The following is a 22,283-nucleotide window of genomic DNA, read 5'->3' on the forward strand; positions in this document are numbered from 1 at the left end:
TTAGAAGCCGGTGCGGCTGAGTTCCTTGTAGGCTTCCATCACCTTGTTGCGCACGGCGCTGGTCATGGACATGGCGAGACTGGCCTTCTGCAGGGTAACCATCAGCTCATGCACGTTCTGGGTTTCGCCGGAAGCGAACGACTTGATCTGGCGTTCTTTTTCACCCTGCATGTCGTTGGTCTTGCGGACGGAATCCTTCACGGTTTCCACGAGCGAGGCCTTGGGGGCTTCGGGCAGGGTGAAAGACTGACCGGTGGTTGCCTGCTGCGCCTTGCTGAAGTTGTGCATGGCGTTGGAATACGCCTTCATGCCGATGTTCTGAATGCTCATGGCTTGTCTCCTTCAACCCTGCTATTTGGCGAGTTCGAGTGCTTTGTTGTACATGGACTTCACGGCGTCCATGGTGGCCACGTTGGCTTCGTAGCCACGCTGCACGGTCATGAGTGCGGCCATTTCTTCCACCACGTTGATGTCGGGGTAGGAAACAAAGCCCTCGGCATTTGCGTCGGGGTGGCCGGGTTCATACACCTGCTTGAGAGGGCGCTTGTCCTGCGCCACATGCATGACGCGGACGCCGCGCAGTTCCCTGTCCAGTGCGGACTGCATCTGCTTGCTGAACGGATGATCCACTTCCGTTTCCGCCATGAGCACCGTTTTGCGGCGGTAAGGACCGCCCTCGGCCGTTCTGGTGGTCTTGGCGTTGGCAAGGTTCATGGATATGATGTTCATATGGGTCCGTTCCGCGCTGAGCGCAGAGGCGCCGATATCGAGTGCTGTCATGAAGTCCATTACTTCTGCCCTTCCGTTATGATTTTGTTCAGGCCTTCAAAGTTGCCTTTCAAAATGGTAGCCAGCGCGTTGTAGCGCATATTGTTCTTGGCCATCTTGGCCATTTCCTTGTCGATATCCACCTGGTCTTCACCGTGAACAACGCGCGGTTTGAATACCTTGTCCCATTCGGGACCGAAGTTGTCCGGGTTGAAAACTGCAGGCATATGCGACCCCGCAGTGCGGGTCATCTTGCCCTGAGCGTCGAGATTGAGCGCCTTTTGCAGATCTTCTTCGAATTCGAGGGTGCGCTCTTTGTATCCGGGCGTTTTCAGGTTTGCGAGGTTGCTCATGACGACATTCTGACGCTTGAGCTGCATGTCCAGTACCTTTTCAGTAATGGCCATGTGGGAGCTGAACAGGCTTTTCATGCAGTATCCTCCATAGTTACGATAGTGTGGGCATTCTTGTCGGGTGCCCTTCCGTATTGATCTGCAGGGTAAATAGCAAGAGGTGTTCCACTGCTGAAACATGCTGATATATAATGATAAATTTTGGTGAAACGGGAGATGTGCCCCTGGTGGCGTGCAGCCGGAGCGGTGCAGCGTCAGGGAGTCGGCGGAGAGAAAGGCGAAAAGGAAAAAATACCTGCTCAACCGTGCAGTTTTCTGCCCTTTGGCCGATAAGCGCCCGTAGCGTACGGCGGGCAGCCTATATATGGATGGTAAACCGGACATGCGTATGACGGTACAGACGCCCGCAAGAGTGACACACTTTTTCACAACCATTTTGGCACATGCATTGCATATGTTTTCGCAACCGGCGTTTTTCAGGGTTGAGTGGATAAAATTTGCCTGCATGCGCCGGCTCGCAAAAAACCGGTCTCCGAATGACCGGGGGAGCGAGGGGAAACTTTGTCCTACATGGAGGGGACCATGAGCAACCATCTCGATTACGAAATCAATAAAGAACTCGGTGAATGCTACCTGTTTATGGGTGAGCTGGAAAAGGCGGAAGAATACTACAAGAAGGCCGCCAATTCCAACGGAGTGCACCCTGACCCCTATCTGGGTCTTGCCACCATTGCCGTGCAGCGCGGAAAGCTTGACGAAGCGCTCGTTCTGTACAAGAAGGCTGACACCATCGAGAGCAGCGACAAGGCACTCGCAGGTATGGGCCTGATCCATATGGATCGTGGCAACCACAAGGAAGCATTGGAATTTTTCGTCCGTGCATTGGAGTACAATCCGGATAACATGATCGCCATGAGCGGAATGATTCAGGAAGGTTACGCCCTTGGTTGCGTGGCTGACATCGTTCCCATGCTTATTGGCAGCCTTGAGCATGATCCCAACAAGGACGCCGTTCGCTTTTCGCTGGCCGGCTGCCTGATCTGGCTCGGCAAGAACGCGGAAGCCATGGAACATCTCGAGCTTCTGCTGGAAAAGGATCCGGAAAACGAAGGCGCGCGTCAGCTTTATGAAAAGGCAAACGGCGCACTGTAATCCATAGACGGCAAAATCTCCCCTCCCCATACGATTTTCCGGCCCTGACGCTGGCGCTTACGGGCCGGGAAATCCCTATTTCAGAACCGCCTGCGGCAATTCCTGCCGCAGGCGGTTTTGTTGTCTTGCATATGATCGTTAATGCATGTTCTGCCGCCTGCAATGCCCTGCTTTGGACTTCAAATAACCAATGCTTACTTGCGAATTGTAATGCATGACTGCATATCGCATTGAAATAACATGGGCTTGTTATTGTTGTGCCGATATATTACAGGGAAGCGGGAACAGTCCGGGGTGAGCCCGTTGCATCGGCGATGTGGTCGGGGTGTTTGCGAGAGAGTTTGAGGTGAGACTGTATGGGTGTATTCCCCAACGAATGAACAGGAGGGAACTGGCCATGGCAGGTTCGACACCTGACAAGAGCCCAGATACCTGCGAATCGGGGGAAACGGTTGCAGGAACTTGTGCGCGCGGTGACAATAGCCGCGCGCTGTATGACTGCCAGCAACGGTTTGCCGTGCTGGCAGAGCATCTATTCAACTGGGAAGTGTGGCAGGGGCCTGACGGCCGCATGGAATTCGTTTCCGATGCCTGCGAACGTGTTTGCGGGTACAATGCGGAACACTTCTACCGCAACCCCGACTTTTTTTCCGCCATCATGCACGAGGCGGATATTCCCATCTGGCGCAAGCTGCAGGGAATGATGCAGGGCGGCGCACGTGCGGGTGAAGCCGAATTCCGGCTGCGCACTCCGGACGGACGCGAGCGCTGGATTCAGTATCTCGTCCGCCGTGTGGAAGATGAGAACGGCGGATTCAGAGGGTACCGTGCCATCTGCCGCGATATAAGCGAGCGCAAGCTCATGGCCATGCAGCTCAAGCATCAGGCATGGCATGATCCGCTGACAGACCTGCCCAACCGGACCCTGTGCATGGACCGGCTCGGGCGTACCCTTGAAAGAGCCAAGCGCAAGAAGGGAACCGACTTTGCGCTCATGTTTATCGATCTGGATCGCTTCAAGGTCATCAACGATTCCCTCGGTCACGCCATAGGCGACCAGATTCTGCGTGAGACAGCAGTACGCATGGTGCGCGAGGTGCGCGCCATGGATACGGTTTCGCGCATCGGCGGCGACGAATTTGTCATCCTTCTTGAAGAAGTGGATACGCTGGAAGAAGCCCAGCACATAATACGCCGCATCATGAAATCCGTGGAAGAGCCTATCTCCATCGGGCCGCGCATTGTCCGCGTTACCGCGAGTTTCGGTGTCGTCATGGGCGACCCCGGCTACGCCACCGCGGACGAGGTACTCCGCAATGCCCATATCGCCATGCACCACGCCCGTGAAGAGGGATGGGGTAACATGGTGATTTTCAACGAGGGCATGCTCGAACGGGCCATGAACCTCATGCATATCGAGATGGACCTGTACCGCGCTCTGGACATGGGCGAATTTTTTCTGACCTATCAGCCTATCGTCAACATCGGCTGCCGCACCATCACCGGATTCGAAGCGCTGGTGCGCTGGCGGCATCCCGAGCGGGGAACGGTGTCTCCTGCCGAGTTCATTCCCGTGTCGGAAGGCACAGGGCAGATTCTCAGTATCGGCAAGTGGGTGCTGTATGAAGCCTGCCGCGATATGGCCCGCTGGCGCAGCGAATTTCCCGAATTTGAAGACATGGTGGTGAACGTCAACCTTTCCGCGCGACAGCTTTCCCAGCCCGGCATGGTCGATCAGGTCGCGGATGTGCTGCGTGAAACCGGGCTGCCTGCCCGGTGCCTGAGGCTGGAAGTGACGGAAACCATGCTCATGGGCAACCCCGAATTTGCCAACATGGCATTGCGAAGGCTCAAGGAAATCGGGGTGAAGCTGTGTATCGACGACTTCGGCACCGGCTATTCCTCATTGAGCTATCTGCAGGCTTTTCCCATCGACACGCTGAAAGTGGACCGCAGCTTCGTTTCCAAGATGAGCCGCGAACCCGGCAACTTCAAGATTGTACAGGCCGTTGTGGCTCTGGCGCATTCTCTCGGACTCGAAGTGGTGGCCGAAGGTGTGGAGGAAGAGGAACAGCGCATCATGCTCTCCGAGCTGCGCTGCGAAGGCGGGCAGGGCTTTCTGTTCTCCCGTCCGGTACGGGCCGAAGATGTGCCTGCGCTGGTTTTCGGCGGTACCGCGCCGGATTCTCTCAAGGGTGTGGCATGATGATTCATCGGCCTCTGTGCCAGTGACGGGCATGGCGGCTGAGACCAGATCCGATACCAGATCCGATACCAGATCCGGTACCCGATACGATAAGAGATCGGCAGAAAACGATGCCGGAAAAAAGCAGCAGGGCGCGTGTATGACGCGCCCTGCTTTTTTGTACCTGTCAGCAACTCCGGACAGGAGCCGTTCTAGCTTCGGACGGGCTTGTGCGTTCCGCCGGTCCACCGCGCGAGTACTTCTCGCAGATCATTGTGCGAGAAGGGCTTGGAGAGGTAGTCGTCCGCTCCGGCCTTGAGGAAGCGTTCCCTGTCTCCCTTCATGGCATAGGCGGTCACCACGACAACGGGTGTGCGGGCCACGCTCTGATATTTATTGTCGTTGCGCAGTTTTTCCAGCATTTCCAAACCGTTCATGACGGGCAGTTGAATATCCAGCAGAACAAGGTCAAACGGCTTTGCAAGCAGGGCCTGCAGAGCGTCCTTTCCGTTGGCCGCGGTATGGGCCAGCCACCTCTGCTCCATGAGGAACGTTTGAATGACATGCTGGGTGACCGGATCATCCTCCACAATCAGCACGTTGCGCATGCCTGTGCCGGACAAGGGAGCAGGTGTTTCCCTTGTCGGGTGTTCTTCCCTGTCTGAAAGAGTCAGAAGAATGGTGAACGAGGCTGTGGTGCCAAGCCCAGGTTTGCTTTCAATGGCAAAGGAGCCGCCCATTTCGGACACAAGGGACTTGCAGATGGCCAGACCAAGCCCTGCGCCCTGGTGGCGTCGTGTGAATTTGAGATCGGCCTGCGTGAAGGGTTCGAGCAGCAGGGGCAGTTCTTCAGGAGCAATGCCGCAGCCGGTATCCTCGACCGCAAAGGTGACTCTGGCTTTGGTGTTGTCCTGTATGGACATGAGCCGCACGCTCAGCGTCACTGAACCGGCCTCTGTGAACTTGCAGGCGTTGCTCATGAGGTTGGCAAGCACCTGATGCAGGCGTTCCGCATCGCCTTCCACAAAACGCGGAATGGCAGAATCCATGTCCAGCCGCAAGGTTACGGCACCATTGTCGAGCAGTTTGGTAAACTGCTCCGTCATGTTGTGAAGCAGTTCATGCAGGTCGAACGGGCGCGCAATGATATCGATTTTTCCCGCTTCTATCTTGGCCAGATCAAGCAGGTCGGAGATGAGCCGGGAAAGGCGCTCGCAGGATTGCGAGGCCAGGCCGATAAGTTCCTTCTGCGTCGGATTGGTTATCTGCAGGCGGAGCATCTGCAACACTCCGGCAATACCGTTGAGCGGCGTCCGGAACTCATGGCTCATGTTGGCGAGAAAGAGTGATTTGGCCTGCGTTGCCGCTTCTGCCGCTTCTTTGGCAGCGGTCAGTTCGGCGTTCATTTTTTTGAGCTCCTGCACATGCTGCCGGGTGGAGCGTCTGAACAGCATCTGCACCGGGAGCGAGGCAAGAATGAGTGTTGCCGATATGATGGCGGCAATGAGGAAGTTCTTTATCCTGAGATCGGTGATGCGGGAAATATCTATGTCTGCGCAGGCCAGATAGGCGCGCCCGGCCCGGGTGGTTTCCGGAATGACCACGGAGCGGAAGGTACCCCACTGGTCGGTATAGGTGGTGAATACGGCCCTGCCGGTTCTGAGGGCGGAGACAAAGCTGGCCGGTACATCCTGATAAGGATAGTAATACCAGCGCTTGCGGCTTGCGGCTTCGTCGGGACTGACGGTGGGGGCGGCAAAGAAGTATTCACCGTGGTTGCTGACAACCGTGTACGCGTAGGTAAGGCCGGAGTAGCGGACAAGGTCGTTTACGCGGAGCCGGTTTTTCATCTCTTCTTCATAAGAAATGGTTTCCGGACCGGTGGCACGGTCATGAAAGTCGGAGGCGAGCATGTGTTTGACGGATAGGGCAGCTGTTTTCAGGCGCATGTCTATGTGCGCCATCTGTTCCCGTTCCTCATACACTGTCCAGGTAACGGCCAGCATTACCACGACAAGAATGAACAGCCCGTACAACACGGGGTATTTCTGAAAGCTGCGGTCGGCTTGCATGATTTGCATCTGAACTATCTTCCGGCAGTTTGCCGCAAAGGGATAGACCGTCGTGGCAGATTAAAAATGTATCGAAAAAATGCAGGAATCCTCAGTATGGCATAAATATGCCACGGTGAAGGCTTTTCTGCAATAGCTGCTGTCAAATCATGCCCGGCGGGGGTGACGTTTGCATTGCGCGATCCGGTTATCTGCCGAGAGCGTCCTCTTCTCCGGTGTAGTCGCTGCCCTGCACGAGCTGTGTGGGTGCTCCGCCGAAACGGACAAGGACCATGCCCGAGAACTTGTCGCCGCGATACACTTCCACTCGGTACACATCTCCCGCATTGTCTATGGAGTAGGCGTTCAGGATTTCATTGCGGCGTATGGATATGCCGCATTCGCTGTCCACACCGGGGCGGGTGTAGCCGATAATATTGATGCGGTAGCCTTCTTCCGGTGCAATCTCAAAGGCGTCGCTTACATTCACGATGCTGCCCATGGGCGTTGTTTTGGCCAGTCCGTCCACCGTCATGCGCAGCGCCTTGAGGCTGTCGTCGTAGTCAAAATACTGCGGCACGAGCTGGGTAATGCGGTTGTTGCCGTAATAGACCCTGAAGGCATTGCCTTCGCCCACCATGGTGAGCAGCGGCTTGGAAGGAGTGAAATCGTCGCCCGCATTGCGGCTTAAAGGCACATAGCGCAGGGTGCTGCGGATGTTGTCGAGATCAAGCGTGAGCCTGCCGTCATGAAAGGCGAGGTGCAGGTTGCGGTTCATGGCGGCTTCCAGCCCCTCGGGGGTGAGGGTGAAGTCACGCTCGAACTGCACTCCGGCCTGCCGCATGAACGATTCGAGAATGCGCACGTGGTAATAGGCGCGTGTTGCCGTGTTGAACGCCTTGCTGGCCTCTATGCCGAAGGCGGGTTTGCCGTGGGTGATGGCGAAATAGGTGAGGGTTTTTTCCATCTCTACGTCACCCTCGCGGGTGCGTGTGTTCTTGAGATGGTATAGGTGGTCGGGCACCAGCAGGGCATTGTTGGCATCCTGCACGGCAAGGGTGCCCATGTTCGCAAGATTGCCGAAGCGGGTTGAGGCTATGGCCTCCTGGTCGATGATAACGCTCTGTCCCCAGCGCTTTGGGTTGCGTACGGCGTCTTCCCACTGCGGGCGGTAGAAGCCGCTGCCGTCGTGCAGGTTGAGAACCATATCTACCTGCGGGTGCACGATGATGGACTTGATCTTCTCGACGGTTTCGTATTCCGGGTCATCCTTGCCAAGGCGGGCGAACTTGCGGTTCATGTCGCCGTGCAGACCCCTTGAACGGGTAATGATGCTGGGAAAGTTCAGGTTCGGCACCACCCATACATTACCCTTGGTGATGGTGTAGTGGCTGCCGAGCACACCGGCAGCATTGAAGCCGCCCGGTTCGTCCCCCTGAATGCCGCCGATGACCAGCACGGTGGGGCCTTTGGGGTCGTTGCCCAGTTTGAGCAGGGAAAAGTCCAGCGGGTTGCGGGCCTGCACAGGAAGCGCGGTACAGAGGATGAGAAGGAGTCCGAGTAGATATTTCATGCCTGTTTCACTTTCACATGCCAAGGTTCGAAGCGTACGCCCAACTGGTTGTCGCGCGGGTAACGCAGGGTGAGATAGCCGAGTTCCTCAAGCCGCAGAAAAACATCTGTTTCGGTAAAGCGATCAGTGAAGTTGAATTCGCCGAAATCACGCTGCCCCACGTCGAAATCGCTGACCCCGTGGAAGGAATAACCGGGGGGGGCCAGAGAGCGTGATGCAAGGGAAAGGTTGGCGTCGTTCGTGGCGGCCTTGTTGAGAAAGAGGTGAAACTGCTTCATCACGCCGCGCACGCCGGAGGTGAGCACCACCTCGTTGCCAAGGGTTTTCTGAATGGTGTTCCACGTATCCAGAGGCTCTCCCTTGAAGAGATAGTTGCCGCTGTACGGCACCTTGTATACGTCGCGATCGCGGATGTGGGCGGTGAGCCCCGTTATGACCTTTACCCCGTAAAAACCATAGACAGCGGCGTCTGCATAGAACTGGCATTCCAGAAATTCCAGTTCGCTCCGAGAGAACGCCCCTACATTCGGGTAATTACGGGCTACGCGGATGGCCTCGTCAAAGCCGAGCAATGAGAAATTGCCATGGCCCACGGTGCGCACCAGCCGTTCTATGCGCTGCAATGACTGGAACAGGATGGCGCGGTGCTCGCCCTGCAGGACGATGTCACCTTCAAAAGGCGCGTCAAAGTGGCGCATCTTGTCGTAGTAGTCGCGGATATGCAGGTCGTAGGCCCCTTCCTGCGGTGAAAAATGCAAGGCTGTTGCATCCTGCATGGTGCCGGAAAAGGCTGTGACCGCGCGGGCGGGTGCCGGGAGGAGCGACTGGACCGCAAGGGCAGAGGCGCAGCAGCAGATCTGGTGGAGAAAATGTCGCCGGTTCAGCTTCGGACTCCTTTGGCCAAGAGTGGGTGTGAATCGCGGTACAAGTGTACCTCAGAATGCGGCGGGACGCAAAAACGTTATAGACTCATTCCGCGCTTTGCACAGATGCAGAGAGGCTGCAGGGCAAGCGGGCCGCATGCTGCAGAGCTTGCCACTTGGCCGGAATTTCTTTAGCCTGTCACATTGTCCGCAATGGCCAGCAGCCCCTTTTGCCATCATGGTGCAGGGGCGTTGCCGTTTCGGTGAAAACGCAACGGAACCGCAGCAATCAGTACAGTATCCGGTGGCGTACCGGCACATACTCCGGTACCGGTTCCGCAACGTCACTTCCATATCGCAGGGAATCATGAGCACAGCATCTCTGACCACAGCATACCGTCCGCAAACCTTTGCCGATGTGGCGGGGCAGGAAACCATCAAGGCCATCCTCTCCCGCGCGGCACGAGAAGACCGCATAGCACCCGCTTATCTGTTCAGCGGCACCCGCGGTGTGGGCAAGACAACCATTGCCCGCATATTCGCCAAGTCGCTGAACTGCGTGAACGCGCCCGCGGCAGAACCCTGCAATGTGTGTGAGCACTGCCGCAAGATCACGCAGGGCATGCATGTGGACGTGGTGGAAATTGACGGCGCTTCCAACCGCGGCATCGACGATGCCCGCCGCCTGCGCGAATCCATAGGCTATGCGCCCATGGAAGGCCGCTACAAGGTCTTCATCATCGACGAAGCGCACATGCTCACCCGCGAATCGTTCAACGCGCTGCTCAAGACGCTGGAAGAGCCCCCAAGGGGCGTGACTTTCATCATGGCCACCACGGAGCCGCACAAATTTCCCATCACCATCATCAGCCGCTGCCAGCACTACATATTCAAGCGTCTTGGCGAGCATGAGCTGGAAGCGCACCTCACCAAGATTCTGGGCAGGGAAGAGCGCGATTTCGAACCGCAGGCCGTGAAGCTCATTGCCCGCCGTGCGGCCGGTTCCGTGCGCGATTCCATGTCGCTCATGGGGCAGGTGCTGGCTCTGGGGCATGACAAGCTGGAAGAAAGCTCTGTGCGCTCCATTCTCGGCCTTGCCGGTCAGGAACTGTTCTTCAAGGTCATGGAGGCCATGAAGGCACAGGATGTGGTGGCGGTTTCTTCCGTCATCCGGTCCATTCTCGATCAGGGGGTGGATATCGGTTACTTCCTTCGCGAACTGGCCACCACTTGGCGCAACCTCTTCATGCTCAAGCAGGCCGGAGAGCAGGCGCTGCCCCTGCTGGACCTGCCCGAGGCGGAAGCCCGCCAGTGGCTGGAGTGGGTGCCGGAATTTGAACTTGCGCACGTGCATGCCTGCTGGCAGCTCACACTGGAAGGCCAGCGCAGGGTGCTCACCAGCCTTGAACCGGCCATGGCGCTGGAACTGCTGCTGCTGAATCTGACCTTCCTGCCCAAGCTGCTGAACATGGAACAACTTTCGCGCGGGGGGGCCAAGCCTGCCCCGCAACAGTCTGCCCAGCCCCAGGCTCAATCCGGTGCGCCAAGGCCCGCAGGGCAGGGGGCACCGCAGGGCAGAGGGCCGACAAACCCTTTTGATGCCGCAGCCGGTGCCGCGATCCAGTCGGGCGATCAGTCCGATGCACCGTCTGCCGCAACCGGAACTGCTCCTTCCTTCTCCGGCAACCGGAACGAGGCTCCTGTTTCTGCACCTGCAGGGCAGGCTTCTCATGGCAAGCGTCCGGAGCCTCCGCACCGGCAGCGCGCTGCGCAGGCTGCGGCGGCCCGTGAGAATGCCGCACCCGCGTATATGCCGTCCGGAGGGATGCCTTCCGGTAACACGTCGGGCAACTTGTCGGGCAGCATGCCTTCCGGCAATGTGTCTTCCGGCGAGGATTCCGGCCCGCCCGCAGGCTATCTGGATGGTCCGCCACCGGACCTGCCGCCGGAATTCGGCGGTGCAGAAGGCATGGGCGGCCCGCAGCCCGAACCGCAGGATATCTATGGCGGGGCAGAAATGCCGGGCTCGTCTGATTCCTATGCCGCGGCCGGTTCCTATGCCACGACCTATCCCTATGGCGCACAGGAAGAAGCCGCACCGTCTGCGGTGCCTGCCGTGCTGGACCCGTCCAGTTATGACGGTCCCCGCGACTGGGATACCTTTCTGGAATTCTGCAAGCAGCAGAACGGCGAGGGCGGACGCAGCGTGAATATTCTGCATTCCGCCAAGGGTGAGTATTCTGAAGGTGAGCTGCGCATCCGCACGCAGTCCGGCATTCAATATGGCCGCCTGAATGAGCCGGGGCTTGTGGCCGTGCTGACCGAGCGGGCGCGCCAGTGGTTCGGCCCGCAGGCCAGGCTTGCCGTTCTTGAGCCCACCAGCCGTGTGCGCCCCTATGCTGAACTGCGCAAGGAGGTGGAAGACCACCCCCTGTCGCGCATGCTGGAAGAAGAACTTGGCGCCGCGCTCATCCACTTCCGCCACAAGGACGAACCGGGCAAATAGGCCGCGCCGCAATGGTGTAACCACCACGCAATATCGAAAATGAGACCCCGCTGTCTTTGCGACAGCGGGGTTTGTTTTTTGTGTGGGGCAGCGGTAGCTTGCCGCGATACCGCTAGGACTGCTTGAAGCAGGCACTCCATGCGCCGGAACGGGAGAATGCGCTTTTGGCAGTCAAATCCAGCGATATGGGCGTAACGGAAACAACCCTGTCCACGGCCAGCGCGTATACGTCGGTATCTTCCGGTTCCTGTTCATCCGCGCCCTTGCTCGTCACAGCCTCTCCCAGCGGGCTGGTGAGGGAGGGATTGTCCAGTGTGGAGCGGTAGTAGAGGGTCTTGGAAAGGCGGGTGATGCGCCATGGGCTTTCAGGGGTGGCTGTGCTCGGCACGTCCACTTTCAGAATGTCCACGTCTGCCGGAAAGCTCTCGCTCAGGGACGTGTAGGCGAGCCGTCTGAGTATCTGGATGGACGATTCCCAGTTTTGTTCGGTGTAGGTGAAATGGCTGTGAATGGGCGTTTCAAGGGATGCGGCAATGGCCGGAATGCCCCTGTATGCACCTTCCATGGCTGCCCCTACGGTACCGGAGCTGGTGATGTTTGCGCCGAGGTTCTCGCCGTAGTTTATGCCGGAGATGACAAGGTCGGGGCGAAAATCGCTGAAGATGTTCAGAGCATGGCCGAGCACTCTGGCCGGTGCCGCCTCGCATGCGAAACCTTCAAACTGCCGGTCGCCGATAGTGAGAATCCTCTTCTGGAGCACAGAGGCAGGCTTGCCCACCTGCGCTCTGCCCATGGCCGTCTGCTGCGTGGCGGGAGCAACGATCAGGACCTCGGCAAAGGGCTCCACAGCCTGCACTGCGGCTGCCAGACCGGGTGATTCAATGCCGTCATCATTGGTGATGACTACCTTATATTTCCTGTTGGTCATGCAATACCTCTTCTTCGGGCTCGGAACGGATTCCTGCCGCATTGCCCGTGCGTTATCTGTTTCTCTGCGGCGGTTGAAAGGGCCCCCCCTCTATGCACCATTTGCAGGGGGCCAGCAACTCGCGGCGAGCATGGCGACCGGATTCCGGTGGGGGCCAGCTCAGGGCCGGATCATGCTCGGATTATGTTCGGATATGGGCGCGCTTGGGCAGTTACGGCGGCAGGCAAGACAAAGCCCCCGCCTTGCGGGCGGGGGCTCAGGGTAATGACAAACCCTCGTTTTCGGTAAAACCGCGTTTCCGTTAAGCCGGAACTGATGTCCAACAAACCGATTCTCATCGCTTATACGAGGGGCAGGAACGTTAGGTTCCTGCCCGGCGGAGCCATCCCCAGAAGTGACTTTGCCAGCAGTCTGAGCCCCTGCCCCTGCGGGCGGGGGCACGTTTTTACGGGTTGCGGCGTCTATTTTTGCGGGCAGCGCACATGGCACACTCCCGCAGGAGTTGCCTTGGCGTGGGGGAAATACCGCTTCTTGAACCGCAACGCCACATTCACCAGCGCAATAAGCACAGGCACCTCGACCAGCGGCCCAATGACAGCGGCAAAAGCTACACCGGAGTCTATGCCGAACACTGCAATGGCAACGGCAATGGCCAGCTCGAAGTTGTTGGATGCGGCCGTGAAGCTGAGCGTGGTGGCCTGTTCATATGTGGCGTCCGCCTTCCAGGAAAGGAAGAAGGACACGAGGAACATGACCAGAAAATAGATGGTCAGCGGCAGGGCTATGGTCAGCACGTCCATGGGCAGCTCCACAACCTTGTCGCCCTTCAGGGAGAACATGACCAGAATGGTGAAGAGCAGAAAGACCAGCGTGAGCGGGCTGATCTTGGGAATGAACACCTGCTCGTACCATTCGCGCCCCTTCAGCCGGATTCCGGCAAAGCGTGTGAGCATGCCGCCGAGGAAGGGAATGCCAAGATAGATGAACACGCTCTCGGCTATCTGGCCAATGGAGATATCCACCACCGCCCCTTCAAGCCCGAACCATGCGGGCAGCACGGTGATGAACACATAGGCATAGACAGAGAAGAACAGCACCTGAAAGACGGAGTTGAAGGCCACAAGCCCTGCACAGTATTCGCGATCGCCATTGGCCAGATCGTTCCATACGATGACCATGGCTATGCAGCGGGCAAGCCCGATGAGAATGAGCCCCACCATGTATTCGTGCTGACCGGAAAGAAAGGTGATGGCCAGACCGAACATGAGCACGGGGCCGATTATCCAGTTCTGCACCAGCGAGAGCATCAGCACGCGTCCGTTGCGGAACACCTGCCCCAGTTCCTCGTAGCGCACCTTGGCCAGCGGCGGGTACATCATGAGCACAAGGCCGATGGCGATGGGAATATTCGTGGTACCCACCTGCACGCTGTTGATTACATCCTTCACGGAAGGCTGGTAGTAGCCGATGGCAACACCGGCAAACATGGCCAGAAAGATCCACAGGGTGAGGTATCTGTCCAGAAAGGACAGTTTTTTCATCAGAGATTCGCTCACGGCAGACTCCGTCATTTGCTGCAAGCCTCATGCGTGGTGTCGGCACAGGTTGCGGTGGTTTTGGTGGCAAGGTGGCGCGCAAGGCGCTTATCATCCTCTATCGCTTCGGGGCGGGGCGGCAGCAGGTCTTTCAGCGCCCCCAGAAAGGCTGCATGGGCAGGGTCGCGGGCAATGGCGAGGCTGTAATACACCCATTTGGCACTGCGCCTGCCGTTTACCCAGCCAGCCCGTTTCAGAAAGGACATGTGGCGCGAGATGGTGGACTGCGGCAGGTCCAGTGCGGCCATAAGGTCGCATATGCACAGCTCGCCGTGCATGAGCAGCCTGACAATGCGCAGGCGGGTCGGTTCCGACAGGGCCTTGAGTTGTTCTGCGAGATTTTCCATGGGGGCATCATATCCGCTTATGCGGATTCGTCAATGCGAAAGAAGGGATGTGCCTGTTACATTTTGGCGACGGACAAAAAAGAAGCGCTCCCGTTGTTGCCTCGGGAGCGCTTTTCCATCCGGTCGTAGCGGCTGTGGAGTTTTTCGACACATCTGCCGCGTATGGGGTCTCCGGTTGTTGATATCCGGAGGGAGGATGAGGCCCATACGCTGTTGCCGTGGCTTTTGTGCCTATGTGCGGTTGCCGGCGCACAAGGGGGGTTAGCAGTTACGGCCTATGGGAACAGCGGAGTGTTGCCGGCTCCGCCGTCGGGGGTGTTATGAAAACTACAGGGTAACGGGAGCAGCTGCGGGCTGGTTGCCGCCGGTGATCTCGTACTGGCGCACGTCGATAACGGCTTCGGACTGATTTACCAGCTTTACGGTGCCCTTGATGACCACGTCAGCACCGTTCATGGTGTAGTCGTGAATGCCGTCGAGCTTGTAATAAACTTCCTGACCGGGAAGCTGCAGGAAAAATTCGTCGTTCAGCTCGGCAATAGTGCCGGAGAAAACAACATCGTGACCAACGTGAATCTTGCCAACCTTGGCGGTTGCGGGGCTGTAAACCTTCTGGGCGGCCTGCGGTGCGGAGGCAACAAAGGCTGCGAATACGGCGCAAAGCACCAGAATGGCGGCGAAACGTGCAAACAGGGTCTGCTTGGTGGACATGGCGTTCTTCCTTTTATGCGGCCGTCTGCCACTGCCTTGGCTCGGGCCTTTTGATATATGCTGAACTGCGGTGCTTCCTTCGGCCTCCCCTTGAAGCCTCTGTGGAACGTCCGGACGGTGCCGGTTCGCCGCAGTGCATTTTCATGCGTGTTTGATTCTCCATAAAGCATGGCCCGTGCCAACATTGTATCCTATTGAATTTATGGAATATGTAGTGCCGACATAAACTTGCATGAGAACTGCAAGTTCCGGTATGACTGTGCACACATATAGTGCTTTTGGGGAATTGTGCATCAAAGTGCAGATAACACTCTGAAAAATAAGCAAATCAAAGATTGTAACGGCATAGCAAGAACCCGCAGTTCCGAATATGTATTTCAGAACTGCGGGTTCTTGTTTTTGCGGCGGCCGAAACGGCCTGACTCACATTATTTGAAAATTTCTTTTTTCAGTCCGTGGCGGGTCATCAATTTATGCAGCTGGCGGGTGGTAATGCCTGCTTTTTCTGCAGTTTGGGCTATGCTGCCGCGTGTGGTGCTCAGCAGTTGGGAAAGGTACATGCGCTCAAACCGGTCTATGGCCTGCTGCCGTGCCTCCGCAAGGGGCATGTCCGTATCTGCCTGAAAGGAGACGGGGCAGCGGTCCTCGCCAAAGAGTTCCTGCGGCACGCTTTCCGGAGAAAGAACAAACCCGGTTTCCAGAATGCACGCGCGCTCCACAAGGTTTTCGAGCTCGCGCACGTTGCCGGGCCAGTCGTAGCGCATGAAGGCATCAAGCACCTTGGGGTGGATGGAGTGAATCTCTTTGCCAATGGGTTTGGACCGCTGGATGAAACGGGTGGCGAGCTGGGGAATGTCTTCACGGTGTTCGCGCAGCGGCGGCACTTCAATGGGAAACACGTTGAGCCGGTAAAAGAGATCGCGGCGGAACTGCCCCTTGCGGACCAGATCTTCAAGGTCTTCGTTGGTGGCGGCAATAACGCGCACATTGCAGGGAATGGTTTCCTCACCACCCACACGCTGAAATTCCCTGTCCTGCAGCACGCTGAGCAGTTTTACCTGTGTGGCATGGCTGATGGTGCCTATTTCATCCAGAAAAATGGTGCCGCCTTCGGCCAGTTCAAACTTGCCCGCCTTGCGCTTTATGGCGCCGGTAAAGGCTCCCTTTTCATGGCCGAAGAGTTCGCTCTCGGTCAGCGGTTCGGGAATGGCCCCGCAGTGCACGCTTATGAACTGGCGGCCGCGGCGTTTGCTGTTCTGGTGGATAAGCCGGGCCAGAAAGCTTTTGCCCGTGCCTGTTTCGCCTGTGAGCAGCACGGTGCTGCGCGTGCCCGCAACACGTTCAACCTTTTCGTACAGGGCCTGCATCTTGGGGTTCTGGGTCTGCAGGGCATCCAGCGTCTTTTCCTGCCACTGGTCATCGGCCTGCACGCCTAACTCGGTCTTGAGTTCGACAGAGCGGAACAGGTGGCCCATGACAAGATGCAGCTCATCGGGTTGCACCGGGGCGGTCAGGTAGTCGGCGGCCCCGTCGCGCACGGCGTCCACGGCCAGACGCACGGAATCGGGCGGGGTAAGCACCACGACTTCGCAGGAGGGGCGGCGCTTCCACACCTCTTTCATGCCCTTGTGCGGAGAGCCGAAGGAACCGGAAAGCGTTTCAAGATCAATGAACACGGCGTCGAAGAACAGGCGCGAGAGCACCTCCAGCGCATCGTCCAGTGTGGGGAACACTCGCACGTCGTGGTTGGCGAGCTCTTTGAGCAGGGTGTACCTGTCGGTCTCGTCCCTGCAGATGATCATTATGGATTTCACGCGTTCTCCGTGGGCGGGAAGTACAAAACAGGCGGCACGATATGTGCCGTGCCGCCTGCGCTTCGTCTGCTATTCCTGCTGTCCGGTCTTCATCTGGTGAACCTGACGGCTCATGGAATGGATAAAGGTGTTGGTGGCGTCTATGGCAACCTGCGCCTGATCAAGCAGTGCCTGCAGGTCGGTCTGCGAACGATCCAGTTCGGCGAGAATGGTCTCCGAAGCCTGCGCATTGCGATTCATCTTGAGATGAATGACGTGCTGCTCAAGCGCACTCAGCACCGGCGGCACCCTGTCCGAAGCGGAGCGCACGGGGCGCATCATGCTGCGGAAGGCCTCGCGCGTTTCATCCAGTCGTCTCTGGCTGGCGGCGCGCAGGCTGTCGGTGGGCTGCTGGCTGGTTTCTTCAATCCAGTCCTCGAACAGTGAGTTGGCAACTTCTTCGGTCTTGCCGATGCTGTTGTTCAGCTCGTCGTAGCGTTCCTGACAGCTGTCATACAGAATCTGGGCCTGTTCATACTGCTGGTCGGGGGCAAGGGCATCCGGCTGAACAATGGTTGCCAGCCTGTTGGGGGCAACGCCGAATTCGGTTTTTACCAGATGCAGAGTGTCGCGCAGCTCTTCGGTATTTTCGACGAGCATTTCGCGTTTTTCCACGCCCACGGCCTGCATGGCATCGTAATAGACATTGCGGCAGCCGGTTGCGGCGCCGAGCATAAGAACACACAGTAAGGAAGTCAGAACAAACACAACATTACGCGTCGCGCGCATACTGCACTCACCCTGTAGGTTGTTAGGAGTCGAGAAAGGTATCAGGCCGTTCCACCACAGTCTTGCCTATGGGCGCAAGACATATGGCCGCCAGCTTGATGTGCTGGAAGCCGAAAGGAATGCCGATAATGGTGATGAAGTTCAGCAGCGCTGCAAGCAGGTGGCCAATGGCCAGCCAGATTCCGCAGAAGATGAACCACACCACGTTGCCGATGAATCCAAGCGCGCCGGTGCCGATATCGTCACGTCCGGTGACGTATTCGCGCCGTACCACTTCCTTGCCGAACGGCCAGAACGCAAAGGTGCCTATGACAAAGCACGCCTTTGCCCACGGAATGCCGATGATGCTCACCAGCATGATCAGTCCGGCAAGATACCAGCCTATGCCCATCCACAGGCCGCCAAGCAGAAACCAGAGAATATTCATTATCATTCGGATCATGTTCACGCCCTTGTAAGGGTTTGCTGCGGGCTGGAGCCTTCTTCCTTCAGGGTGGAAGCATGCTCCGCCAATGCAGTGCGTTGCATGAAACCTAGCTATCCTTACCGGCTATGGCAAGAGAAACACCACGTTGCCGGTCATGGAGCGATTAAGGAGCGATTATGGCACGATTATGGACCGGCGATTCCCGCACCCGCAGAATGCCGTGTTCCGAGAGCCATAATGTCGGTCATGCTGTCGGCCCTATCCAATCCGACTCTATCTGGCCCTATCCGGTTATGTTCGCCCATATCGGGCGGGTCCCCGCGCCACTCTCCGCAATCAGGGTACCTCTTCAAAGGGGTGTGGCAGCGGAGCAGCTTTCACGTTACAAGAATTTGCGCAGGGAGTCAGGCGATGGTTCCGGTATTATGCAGTTTTGTGGTATCCCTGTCAGGATGGAAGGACAGGTTTCCTACCAAACAGCGAAAAGAAAGCCCTCGTTTTCAAAAAACCGCATCTCCGTTAAGCCGGAAGTGGGGCCAGATAACGGATTTGCATCGCTTACGCGAGGTGCAGGAACGTCAGGTTCCTGCCCGGCGGAGCCCAAGAAAACAGAAACGACATTACCACCAGCCTGCTCCGTAACCTGCTCCGTAACCAGTTCCGTCGTCGGTTCCATGGCCACTCCCGTTATAACGGTCCGGAAGCATATACGCATAACATACTGCGTCTGCGAACAATACTCAGTTTGGCCGACGCAATGACAGGAAGCATATGATGTGGGGAAAATCCGTATTCGCCCAGCGTTGGGACGAGCGTCTGCGAAAGGTGCAGACCAATGTTGATCTGCCGAGCATGGAAGGCGTGCTCCGCCGTGCGGCGGATGAAGGCCGCGCGACCTTGTTCGAGCATGAGGTGTATCAGTTTCTGAAGCATCTGGGGTCGGAGACGCCCCCGCGCACGCTGCTGCTGCCCGTTACGGCTATGCCGGATGACGAAGAGCTGATGAGCATGCCCGGAGACAAGGTGGTGCTGAAGATCGTATCGCCCACCATTGTGCACAAGACCGAGGTGGGCGGCGTGCGCATTGTACCCAAGGAGCCGGACAAGATTCGCGCCACCTGCCGCCGAATGCTCTATGAGGTGTCCGAAAAATACGCCACGCTTATCGAGCGGCATCCGGCCAGTGCGCCGGAGAAGTATCGCGGGCTTTCCGGCGATGCGCTGCTCACGGCCATTTCCCTTGATATCGTGGGCGTGCTGCTGGTGCAGTTCATGCCGCCGGACAGCGATGCCTTCGGCAACGAGCTTATCGTGGGGCTGCGCAACACCCGCGAGTTCGGCATGGTGCTTACGGCGGGGCTTGGCGGCACGGACACCGAACTCTATGCCGAGCATTTCCGCAAGGACCGCGCGCTGGTTTCCGCAGCCACGGCCAATCTGGACGGCATCACCTTCTTCGAGCTGTTCACGCGCACCGTTTCCTACAAGAAACTGGCCGGGCTCACCCGCAGCCAGACCCGCATGGTCACGGATGAGCAGCTTGTGGAATGCTTCTCGGCGCTTATCAAGGTGGCAAACCACTTCTCGCCCCATAATCCAGAAGCGCCCTTTGTCATCGACGAACTGGAGGTGAACCCTTTTGCCTTCAGCGATTACAGCATGGTGCCGCTGGACGGCCTGTGCGCCTTTTCGGAACCCAGGGCAGGGGGCGTGCCGCGCCCCATAGCCAAGATTGATGCCCTGCTGCACCCCAAAAGCATCGGCATTATCGGTGCATCGCCCACGCGCATGAACTTCGGGCGCATCATACTCAATAACATCATCAAGGCCGGTTTTTCGCCGGATGACATGTGCTGCATCCATCCCACAGCGCAAAGCGTGGATGGCGTACGCTGCGTGGCCGGTCTGGACAGGCTGGAAGCGCCGCTCGATTTCCTCGTCGTGGCCGTGGGCGCGGACATGGTGCCCGATCTGGTGGATCAGATCGTGGAGCGGAACGCCGCGCAGTCCGTGTTGCTCATCCCCGGCGGACTGGGCGAGACGGAAGAGAGCCGCGAGCGCGCCGATGAAATTATTGCCAAGATTGCGGCCGCGCACACCACGCAATCCGGTGGTCCGGTCTTCTGCGGTGGCAACTCCATGGGCATTATCTCGCATCCCGGCAGATATGACACATGGTTCCTGTCGGAAGAAAAGCTGCCCAAGCAGCGCGGCACGCATCATCGCAACATGGCCTTCATCAGCCAGAGCGGAGCGTTTATGGGTACCCGCGTGAGCCAGTGGCCCTCGCTGGACCCTGCCTATCTCGTTTCCGTGGGCAACCAGACGGATCTGACGCTCGGCGACTTCATGGCCTATTTCAAGGACAGGCCGGATGTGGATGTCATCGGCGTGTATGCCGAGGGATTCAATGATCTGGATGGCCTTGCCTTTGCGCGTTCCGTGCGCGCGGCTGTGAACGCAGGCAAGGAAGTGGTGTTCTACAAGGCCGGACGCACTCCGGAAGGCCGCCTTGCTACGTCTGGCCACACGGCATCGCTGGCCGGAGATTACACCGTGTGCGAGGCGTGCCTGACACAGGCTGGGGCCATGGTGGCCAAGAATATCGGCCAGTTTGAAGATTTGCTGCGCCTTGCTTCGCGCCTGCACGGCAAGCCCATTGCGGGCAACCGCATTGCGGGCTTTTCCAGCGCAGGATTTGAGGCGGTGGCCATTGCGGACTACGTGCAGACCGATGATTACCAGATGCAGCTTGCCGAGTTCTCACCTGCCACGCAGGAGCAGCTGACCGAACTGGTCCGCCGCAAGCGTCTGGAGAGCCTTGTGACCGTGAAGAACCCGCTGGATATCAACCCGGGTGCCGATGATGAGGTCTTTGCCTCGGTTATCCGCCTGCTGGACAAGGATTCCCGTGTGGATGCCGTGGTGGCAGGGCTGGTGCCCATCACACCGGCCATGCATTCACTCATTACCGCTGCGGCCTGCGGCGTGCAGAACAAGGCGGAAGGCCCCCCCGATGCACTTGGCGCCTCCTGCGATTGCAACGCGCCGGAAAAGGCCCGTATTGTGGATGAACTGGACGCTCTGCGCTCAGGGCTGCGAAAGCCCCTTGTGCTGGTTGTGGACGGTGGCCGCATCTTCGACCCCTTCAAGGATGCGCTGGAAGCTCTCGGCTTCCCCGTATTCCGCTGTGTGGACAGAGCCATGGAGGCACTGTCGCTGTATATCAAGGCTCGGCTGACAACGGCACTGGGCAGGCGGTAGGGCATCCGTATCCACAGGCAAAATGCTGATAGTCTGATGTAATCGCACCCCGCTGGTTGATACCGGCGGGGTGTTTTTAGGTGGCCTGCGGCCCGATATATCCCGGGGGTGATTGTGGAAGCGTCTGCTTGGTGCTATTTCGTTGCGTATCTGATTGCAGGCATTGGCAGTTTGTCTGCCCATTATTTCACCCCAAGGAGCTTCAGATGCTGTTGCACCGCTTAGTGTCCGTTGTCGCCATTGCGCTGGCTGTCGCGTTCGCAGTTCCCGATCTGGCCCATGCCACCAAGGCCGAAGACAAGGCCATGACCAAGGAAGTGCTGAACGAAGCAAAGGCTCGCTACGATGCCTTTGAAACCATAGCCAAGGCATGGAAAAAGGCACCGCAGGGAACTGCGGAGGCCGATGCGCTGGTGCAGAAGGGGGCAGATGCCCTTTCGGCACTGGAAGGCTATGTTGAAGAAAAGCTGGCCGTGTTTGAATCCCGCGAAGCCTGGTATGCCCAGCAGGGCAAGGACTACAAGCAGGGATTGGATTTCATGAAGGGCAATATCAAGAAGCTCAAGGAATATCTGAACGGTGCGAGGGATTCTGAATTCTACCAGAACCTGAATCCCTAACTGAGTGCGAGTGGTATGATATGCAAAGGGCGTGGAGCTGGGTTCCGCGCCCTTTGTGCGTATGGTGGCCGGTGTTCAATCCGTGCTCGTCAGGCCGTTCGGGTCCGCCACGTACTGTACTCGCGCAAGCCGGTTTTTGTGCCGCAGGTGTGAGCTGTTGCGGGTGTTTCGACAGTATATGACAGTAATGCCAAATTCGGATGCGGCGGGCGCTTCTGTTGCATCGTTTTTTGCACAAATTTAGCAATCCTCCCAAATTTCCTGAACTTTTCATCAATGCCTATTCCATCTCTTTCAAAAATGGGGCAGTGTGGTTCTGCATATTTCCTGACCACACAGTACGGGCTGGTTGCCGAAA

Annotated in this window: 19 protein-coding genes; 5 read left to right on the forward strand and 14 right to left on the reverse strand. The window is 57.8% G+C overall.

Annotation, left to right across the window (positions count from 1 at the left end):
- The 3 genes from fliE to flgB are packed head-to-tail and all read right to left on the reverse strand — an operon-like array spanning position 1 to position 1,199.
- Positions 1-330, reverse strand: a complete 330-nt coding sequence (fliE, locus tag HUV30_RS15895; protein WP_174406485.1) for a flagellar hook-basal body complex protein FliE — start codon at positions 328-330, stop codon at positions 1-3.
- A 21-nt stretch (positions 331-351) separates the two neighbouring features.
- On the reverse strand, positions 352-789 hold the full coding sequence (gene flgC / locus HUV30_RS15900; RefSeq protein WP_174406486.1) for a flagellar basal body rod protein FlgC: 438 nt from the start codon (positions 787-789) through the stop codon (positions 352-354).
- Entirely contained in the window at positions 789-1,199 is a 411-nt protein-coding gene (flgB, locus tag HUV30_RS15905) for a flagellar basal body rod protein FlgB (RefSeq protein ID WP_174406487.1), read from the reverse strand. Before flgB ends, flgC begins: the two co-directional genes overlap by 1 nt.
- A gap of 504 nt (positions 1,200-1,703) precedes the next feature.
- Here flgB and HUV30_RS15910 point away from each other — a divergent pair.
- Both HUV30_RS15910 and HUV30_RS15915 read left to right on the forward strand, forming a co-directional pair.
- Positions 1,704-2,273, forward strand: coding sequence for a tetratricopeptide repeat protein (locus tag HUV30_RS15910; protein ID WP_174406488.1), 570 nt, complete (start codon positions 1,704-1,706; stop codon positions 2,271-2,273).
- A gap of 397 nt (positions 2,274-2,670) precedes the next feature.
- Positions 2,671-4,479 (forward strand): putative bifunctional diguanylate cyclase/phosphodiesterase, encoded by a 1,809-nt coding sequence (locus HUV30_RS15915; RefSeq protein WP_243452220.1) that lies wholly within the window; start codon positions 2,671-2,673, stop codon positions 4,477-4,479.
- Between the two features lie 191 nt (positions 4,480-4,670).
- Here HUV30_RS15915 and HUV30_RS15920 read toward each other — a convergent pair whose 3' ends face one another.
- The 3 genes from HUV30_RS15920 to HUV30_RS15930 form a co-directional block, all read right to left on the reverse strand.
- Positions 4,671-6,539 carry a response regulator gene (locus tag HUV30_RS15920; protein ID WP_174406490.1) on the reverse strand — a complete coding sequence of 623 codons (1,869 nt, stop codon included), beginning with the start codon at positions 6,537-6,539 and terminating at the stop codon, positions 4,671-4,673.
- Between the two features lie 178 nt (positions 6,540-6,717).
- Positions 6,718-8,082, reverse strand: coding sequence for a M14 family metallopeptidase (locus tag HUV30_RS15925; protein ID WP_174406491.1), 1,365 nt, complete (start codon positions 8,080-8,082; stop codon positions 6,718-6,720).
- Complete coding sequence (locus HUV30_RS15930) at positions 8,079-8,840, reverse strand: M15 family metallopeptidase (RefSeq protein WP_243452221.1); 762 nt, start codon at positions 8,838-8,840, stop codon at positions 8,079-8,081. The genes HUV30_RS15925 and HUV30_RS15930 overlap by 4 nt, the downstream gene beginning before the upstream one ends.
- A 472-nt stretch (positions 8,841-9,312) precedes the next feature.
- Between HUV30_RS15930 and dnaX the strand changes: the two genes are divergently transcribed.
- Positions 9,313-11,451 carry a DNA polymerase III subunit gamma/tau gene (gene dnaX, locus HUV30_RS15935; RefSeq protein ID WP_174406493.1) on the forward strand — a complete coding sequence of 713 codons (2,139 nt, stop codon included), beginning with the start codon at positions 9,313-9,315 and terminating at the stop codon, positions 11,449-11,451.
- A 112-nt stretch (positions 11,452-11,563) separates the two neighbouring features.
- Here dnaX and surE read toward each other — a convergent pair whose 3' ends face one another.
- From surE to HUV30_RS15975, 8 genes are all read right to left on the reverse strand, one after another.
- A complete protein-coding gene (surE, locus tag HUV30_RS15940; RefSeq protein WP_174406494.1) occupies positions 11,564-12,379 on the reverse strand; it encodes a 5'/3'-nucleotidase SurE in 816 nt (271 codons plus the stop codon).
- 461 nt (positions 12,380-12,840) lie between these two features.
- Positions 12,841-13,935, reverse strand: coding sequence for an ACR3 family arsenite efflux transporter (arsB, locus tag HUV30_RS15945; RefSeq protein ID WP_276512322.1), 1,095 nt, complete (start codon positions 13,933-13,935; stop codon positions 12,841-12,843).
- An 11-nt stretch (positions 13,936-13,946) separates the two neighbouring features.
- On the reverse strand, positions 13,947-14,321 hold the full coding sequence (locus tag HUV30_RS15950) for an ArsR/SmtB family transcription factor (RefSeq protein WP_174406495.1): 375 nt from the start codon (positions 14,319-14,321) through the stop codon (positions 13,947-13,949).
- Between the two features lie 327 nt (positions 14,322-14,648).
- A complete protein-coding gene (locus tag HUV30_RS15955; protein ID WP_174406496.1) occupies positions 14,649-15,032 on the reverse strand; it encodes a hypothetical protein in 384 nt (127 codons plus the stop codon).
- A gap of 428 nt (positions 15,033-15,460) precedes the next feature.
- A complete protein-coding gene (locus HUV30_RS15960; protein ID WP_243452222.1) occupies positions 15,461-16,846 on the reverse strand; it encodes a sigma-54-dependent transcriptional regulator in 1,386 nt (461 codons plus the stop codon).
- Between the two features lie 69 nt (positions 16,847-16,915).
- Positions 16,916-17,614 carry a DUF2959 family protein gene (locus HUV30_RS15965; RefSeq protein ID WP_174406497.1) on the reverse strand — a complete coding sequence of 233 codons (699 nt, stop codon included), beginning with the start codon at positions 17,612-17,614 and terminating at the stop codon, positions 16,916-16,918.
- Between the two features lie 22 nt (positions 17,615-17,636).
- Positions 17,637-18,056, reverse strand: a complete 420-nt coding sequence (locus HUV30_RS15970) for a YccF domain-containing protein (protein WP_174406498.1) — start codon at positions 18,054-18,056, stop codon at positions 17,637-17,639.
- 454 nt (positions 18,057-18,510) lie between these two features.
- Entirely contained in the window at positions 18,511-18,717 is a 207-nt protein-coding gene (locus HUV30_RS15975; RefSeq protein WP_174406499.1) for a hypothetical protein, read from the reverse strand.
- A 95-nt stretch (positions 18,718-18,812) separates the two neighbouring features.
- Here HUV30_RS15975 and HUV30_RS15980 point away from each other — a divergent pair, with 95 nt between their 5' ends.
- Both HUV30_RS15980 and HUV30_RS15985 read left to right on the forward strand, forming a co-directional pair.
- Positions 18,813-21,305 (forward strand): acetate--CoA ligase family protein, encoded by a 2,493-nt coding sequence (locus tag HUV30_RS15980; protein WP_373869341.1) that lies wholly within the window; start codon positions 18,813-18,815, stop codon positions 21,303-21,305.
- A gap of 206 nt (positions 21,306-21,511) precedes the next feature.
- Positions 21,512-21,925: a hypothetical protein gene (locus HUV30_RS15985; RefSeq protein ID WP_174406500.1), complete on the forward strand. Its 414-nt coding sequence runs from the start codon at positions 21,512-21,514 to the stop codon at positions 21,923-21,925.
- Positions 21,926-22,283: the final 358 nt, after the last annotated feature.

Origin of the sequence: Desulfovibrio subterraneus (assembly GCF_013340285.1) — a bacterium.
In the GTDB taxonomy this organism is placed as follows: domain Bacteria; phylum Desulfobacterota; class Desulfovibrionia; order Desulfovibrionales; family Desulfovibrionaceae; genus Halodesulfovibrio; species Halodesulfovibrio subterraneus.

What these genes read in the sequence shown, in the direction of transcription:
- HUV30_RS15955 (WP_174406496.1), bottom strand. Translation starts at nt 15,032, where the DNA reads ATGTCCACCAAGCAGACCCTGTTTGCACGTTTCGCCGCCATTCTGGTG.
- HUV30_RS15925 (WP_174406491.1), bottom strand. Translation starts at nt 8,082, where the DNA reads ATGAAATATCTACTCGGACTCCTTCTCATCCTCTGTACCGCGCTTCCT.
- HUV30_RS15970 (WP_174406498.1), bottom strand. Translation starts at nt 18,056, where the DNA reads ATGATCCGAATGATAATGAATATTCTCTGGTTTCTGCTTGGCGGCCTG.
- HUV30_RS15910 (WP_174406488.1), top strand. Translation starts at nt 1,704, where the DNA reads ATGAGCAACCATCTCGATTACGAAATCAATAAAGAACTCGGTGAATGC.
- surE (WP_174406494.1), bottom strand. Translation starts at nt 12,379, where the DNA reads ATGACCAACAGGAAATATAAGGTAGTCATCACCAATGATGACGGCATT.
- flgB (WP_174406487.1), bottom strand. Translation starts at nt 1,199, where the DNA reads ATGAAAAGCCTGTTCAGCTCCCACATGGCCATTACTGAAAAGGTACTG.
- HUV30_RS15950 (WP_174406495.1), bottom strand. Translation starts at nt 14,321, where the DNA reads ATGGAAAATCTCGCAGAACAACTCAAGGCCCTGTCGGAACCGACCCGC.
- dnaX (WP_174406493.1), top strand. Translation starts at nt 9,313, where the DNA reads ATGAGCACAGCATCTCTGACCACAGCATACCGTCCGCAAACCTTTGCC.
- HUV30_RS15915 (WP_243452220.1), top strand. Translation starts at nt 2,671, where the DNA reads ATGGCAGGTTCGACACCTGACAAGAGCCCAGATACCTGCGAATCGGGG.
- HUV30_RS15975 (WP_174406499.1), bottom strand. Translation starts at nt 18,717, where the DNA reads ATGGAACCGACGACGGAACTGGTTACGGAGCAGGTTACGGAGCAGGCT.
- fliE (WP_174406485.1), bottom strand. Translation starts at nt 330, where the DNA reads ATGAGCATTCAGAACATCGGCATGAAGGCGTATTCCAACGCCATGCAC.
- HUV30_RS15920 (WP_174406490.1), bottom strand. Translation starts at nt 6,539, where the DNA reads ATGCAAATCATGCAAGCCGACCGCAGCTTTCAGAAATACCCCGTGTTG.
- HUV30_RS15965 (WP_174406497.1), bottom strand. Translation starts at nt 17,614, where the DNA reads ATGCGCGCGACGCGTAATGTTGTGTTTGTTCTGACTTCCTTACTGTGT.
- HUV30_RS15985 (WP_174406500.1), top strand. Translation starts at nt 21,512, where the DNA reads ATGCTGTTGCACCGCTTAGTGTCCGTTGTCGCCATTGCGCTGGCTGTC.
- flgC (WP_174406486.1), bottom strand. Translation starts at nt 789, where the DNA reads ATGGACTTCATGACAGCACTCGATATCGGCGCCTCTGCGCTCAGCGCG.
- HUV30_RS15980 (WP_373869341.1), top strand. Translation starts at nt 18,813, where the DNA reads ATGATGTGGGGAAAATCCGTATTCGCCCAGCGTTGGGACGAGCGTCTG.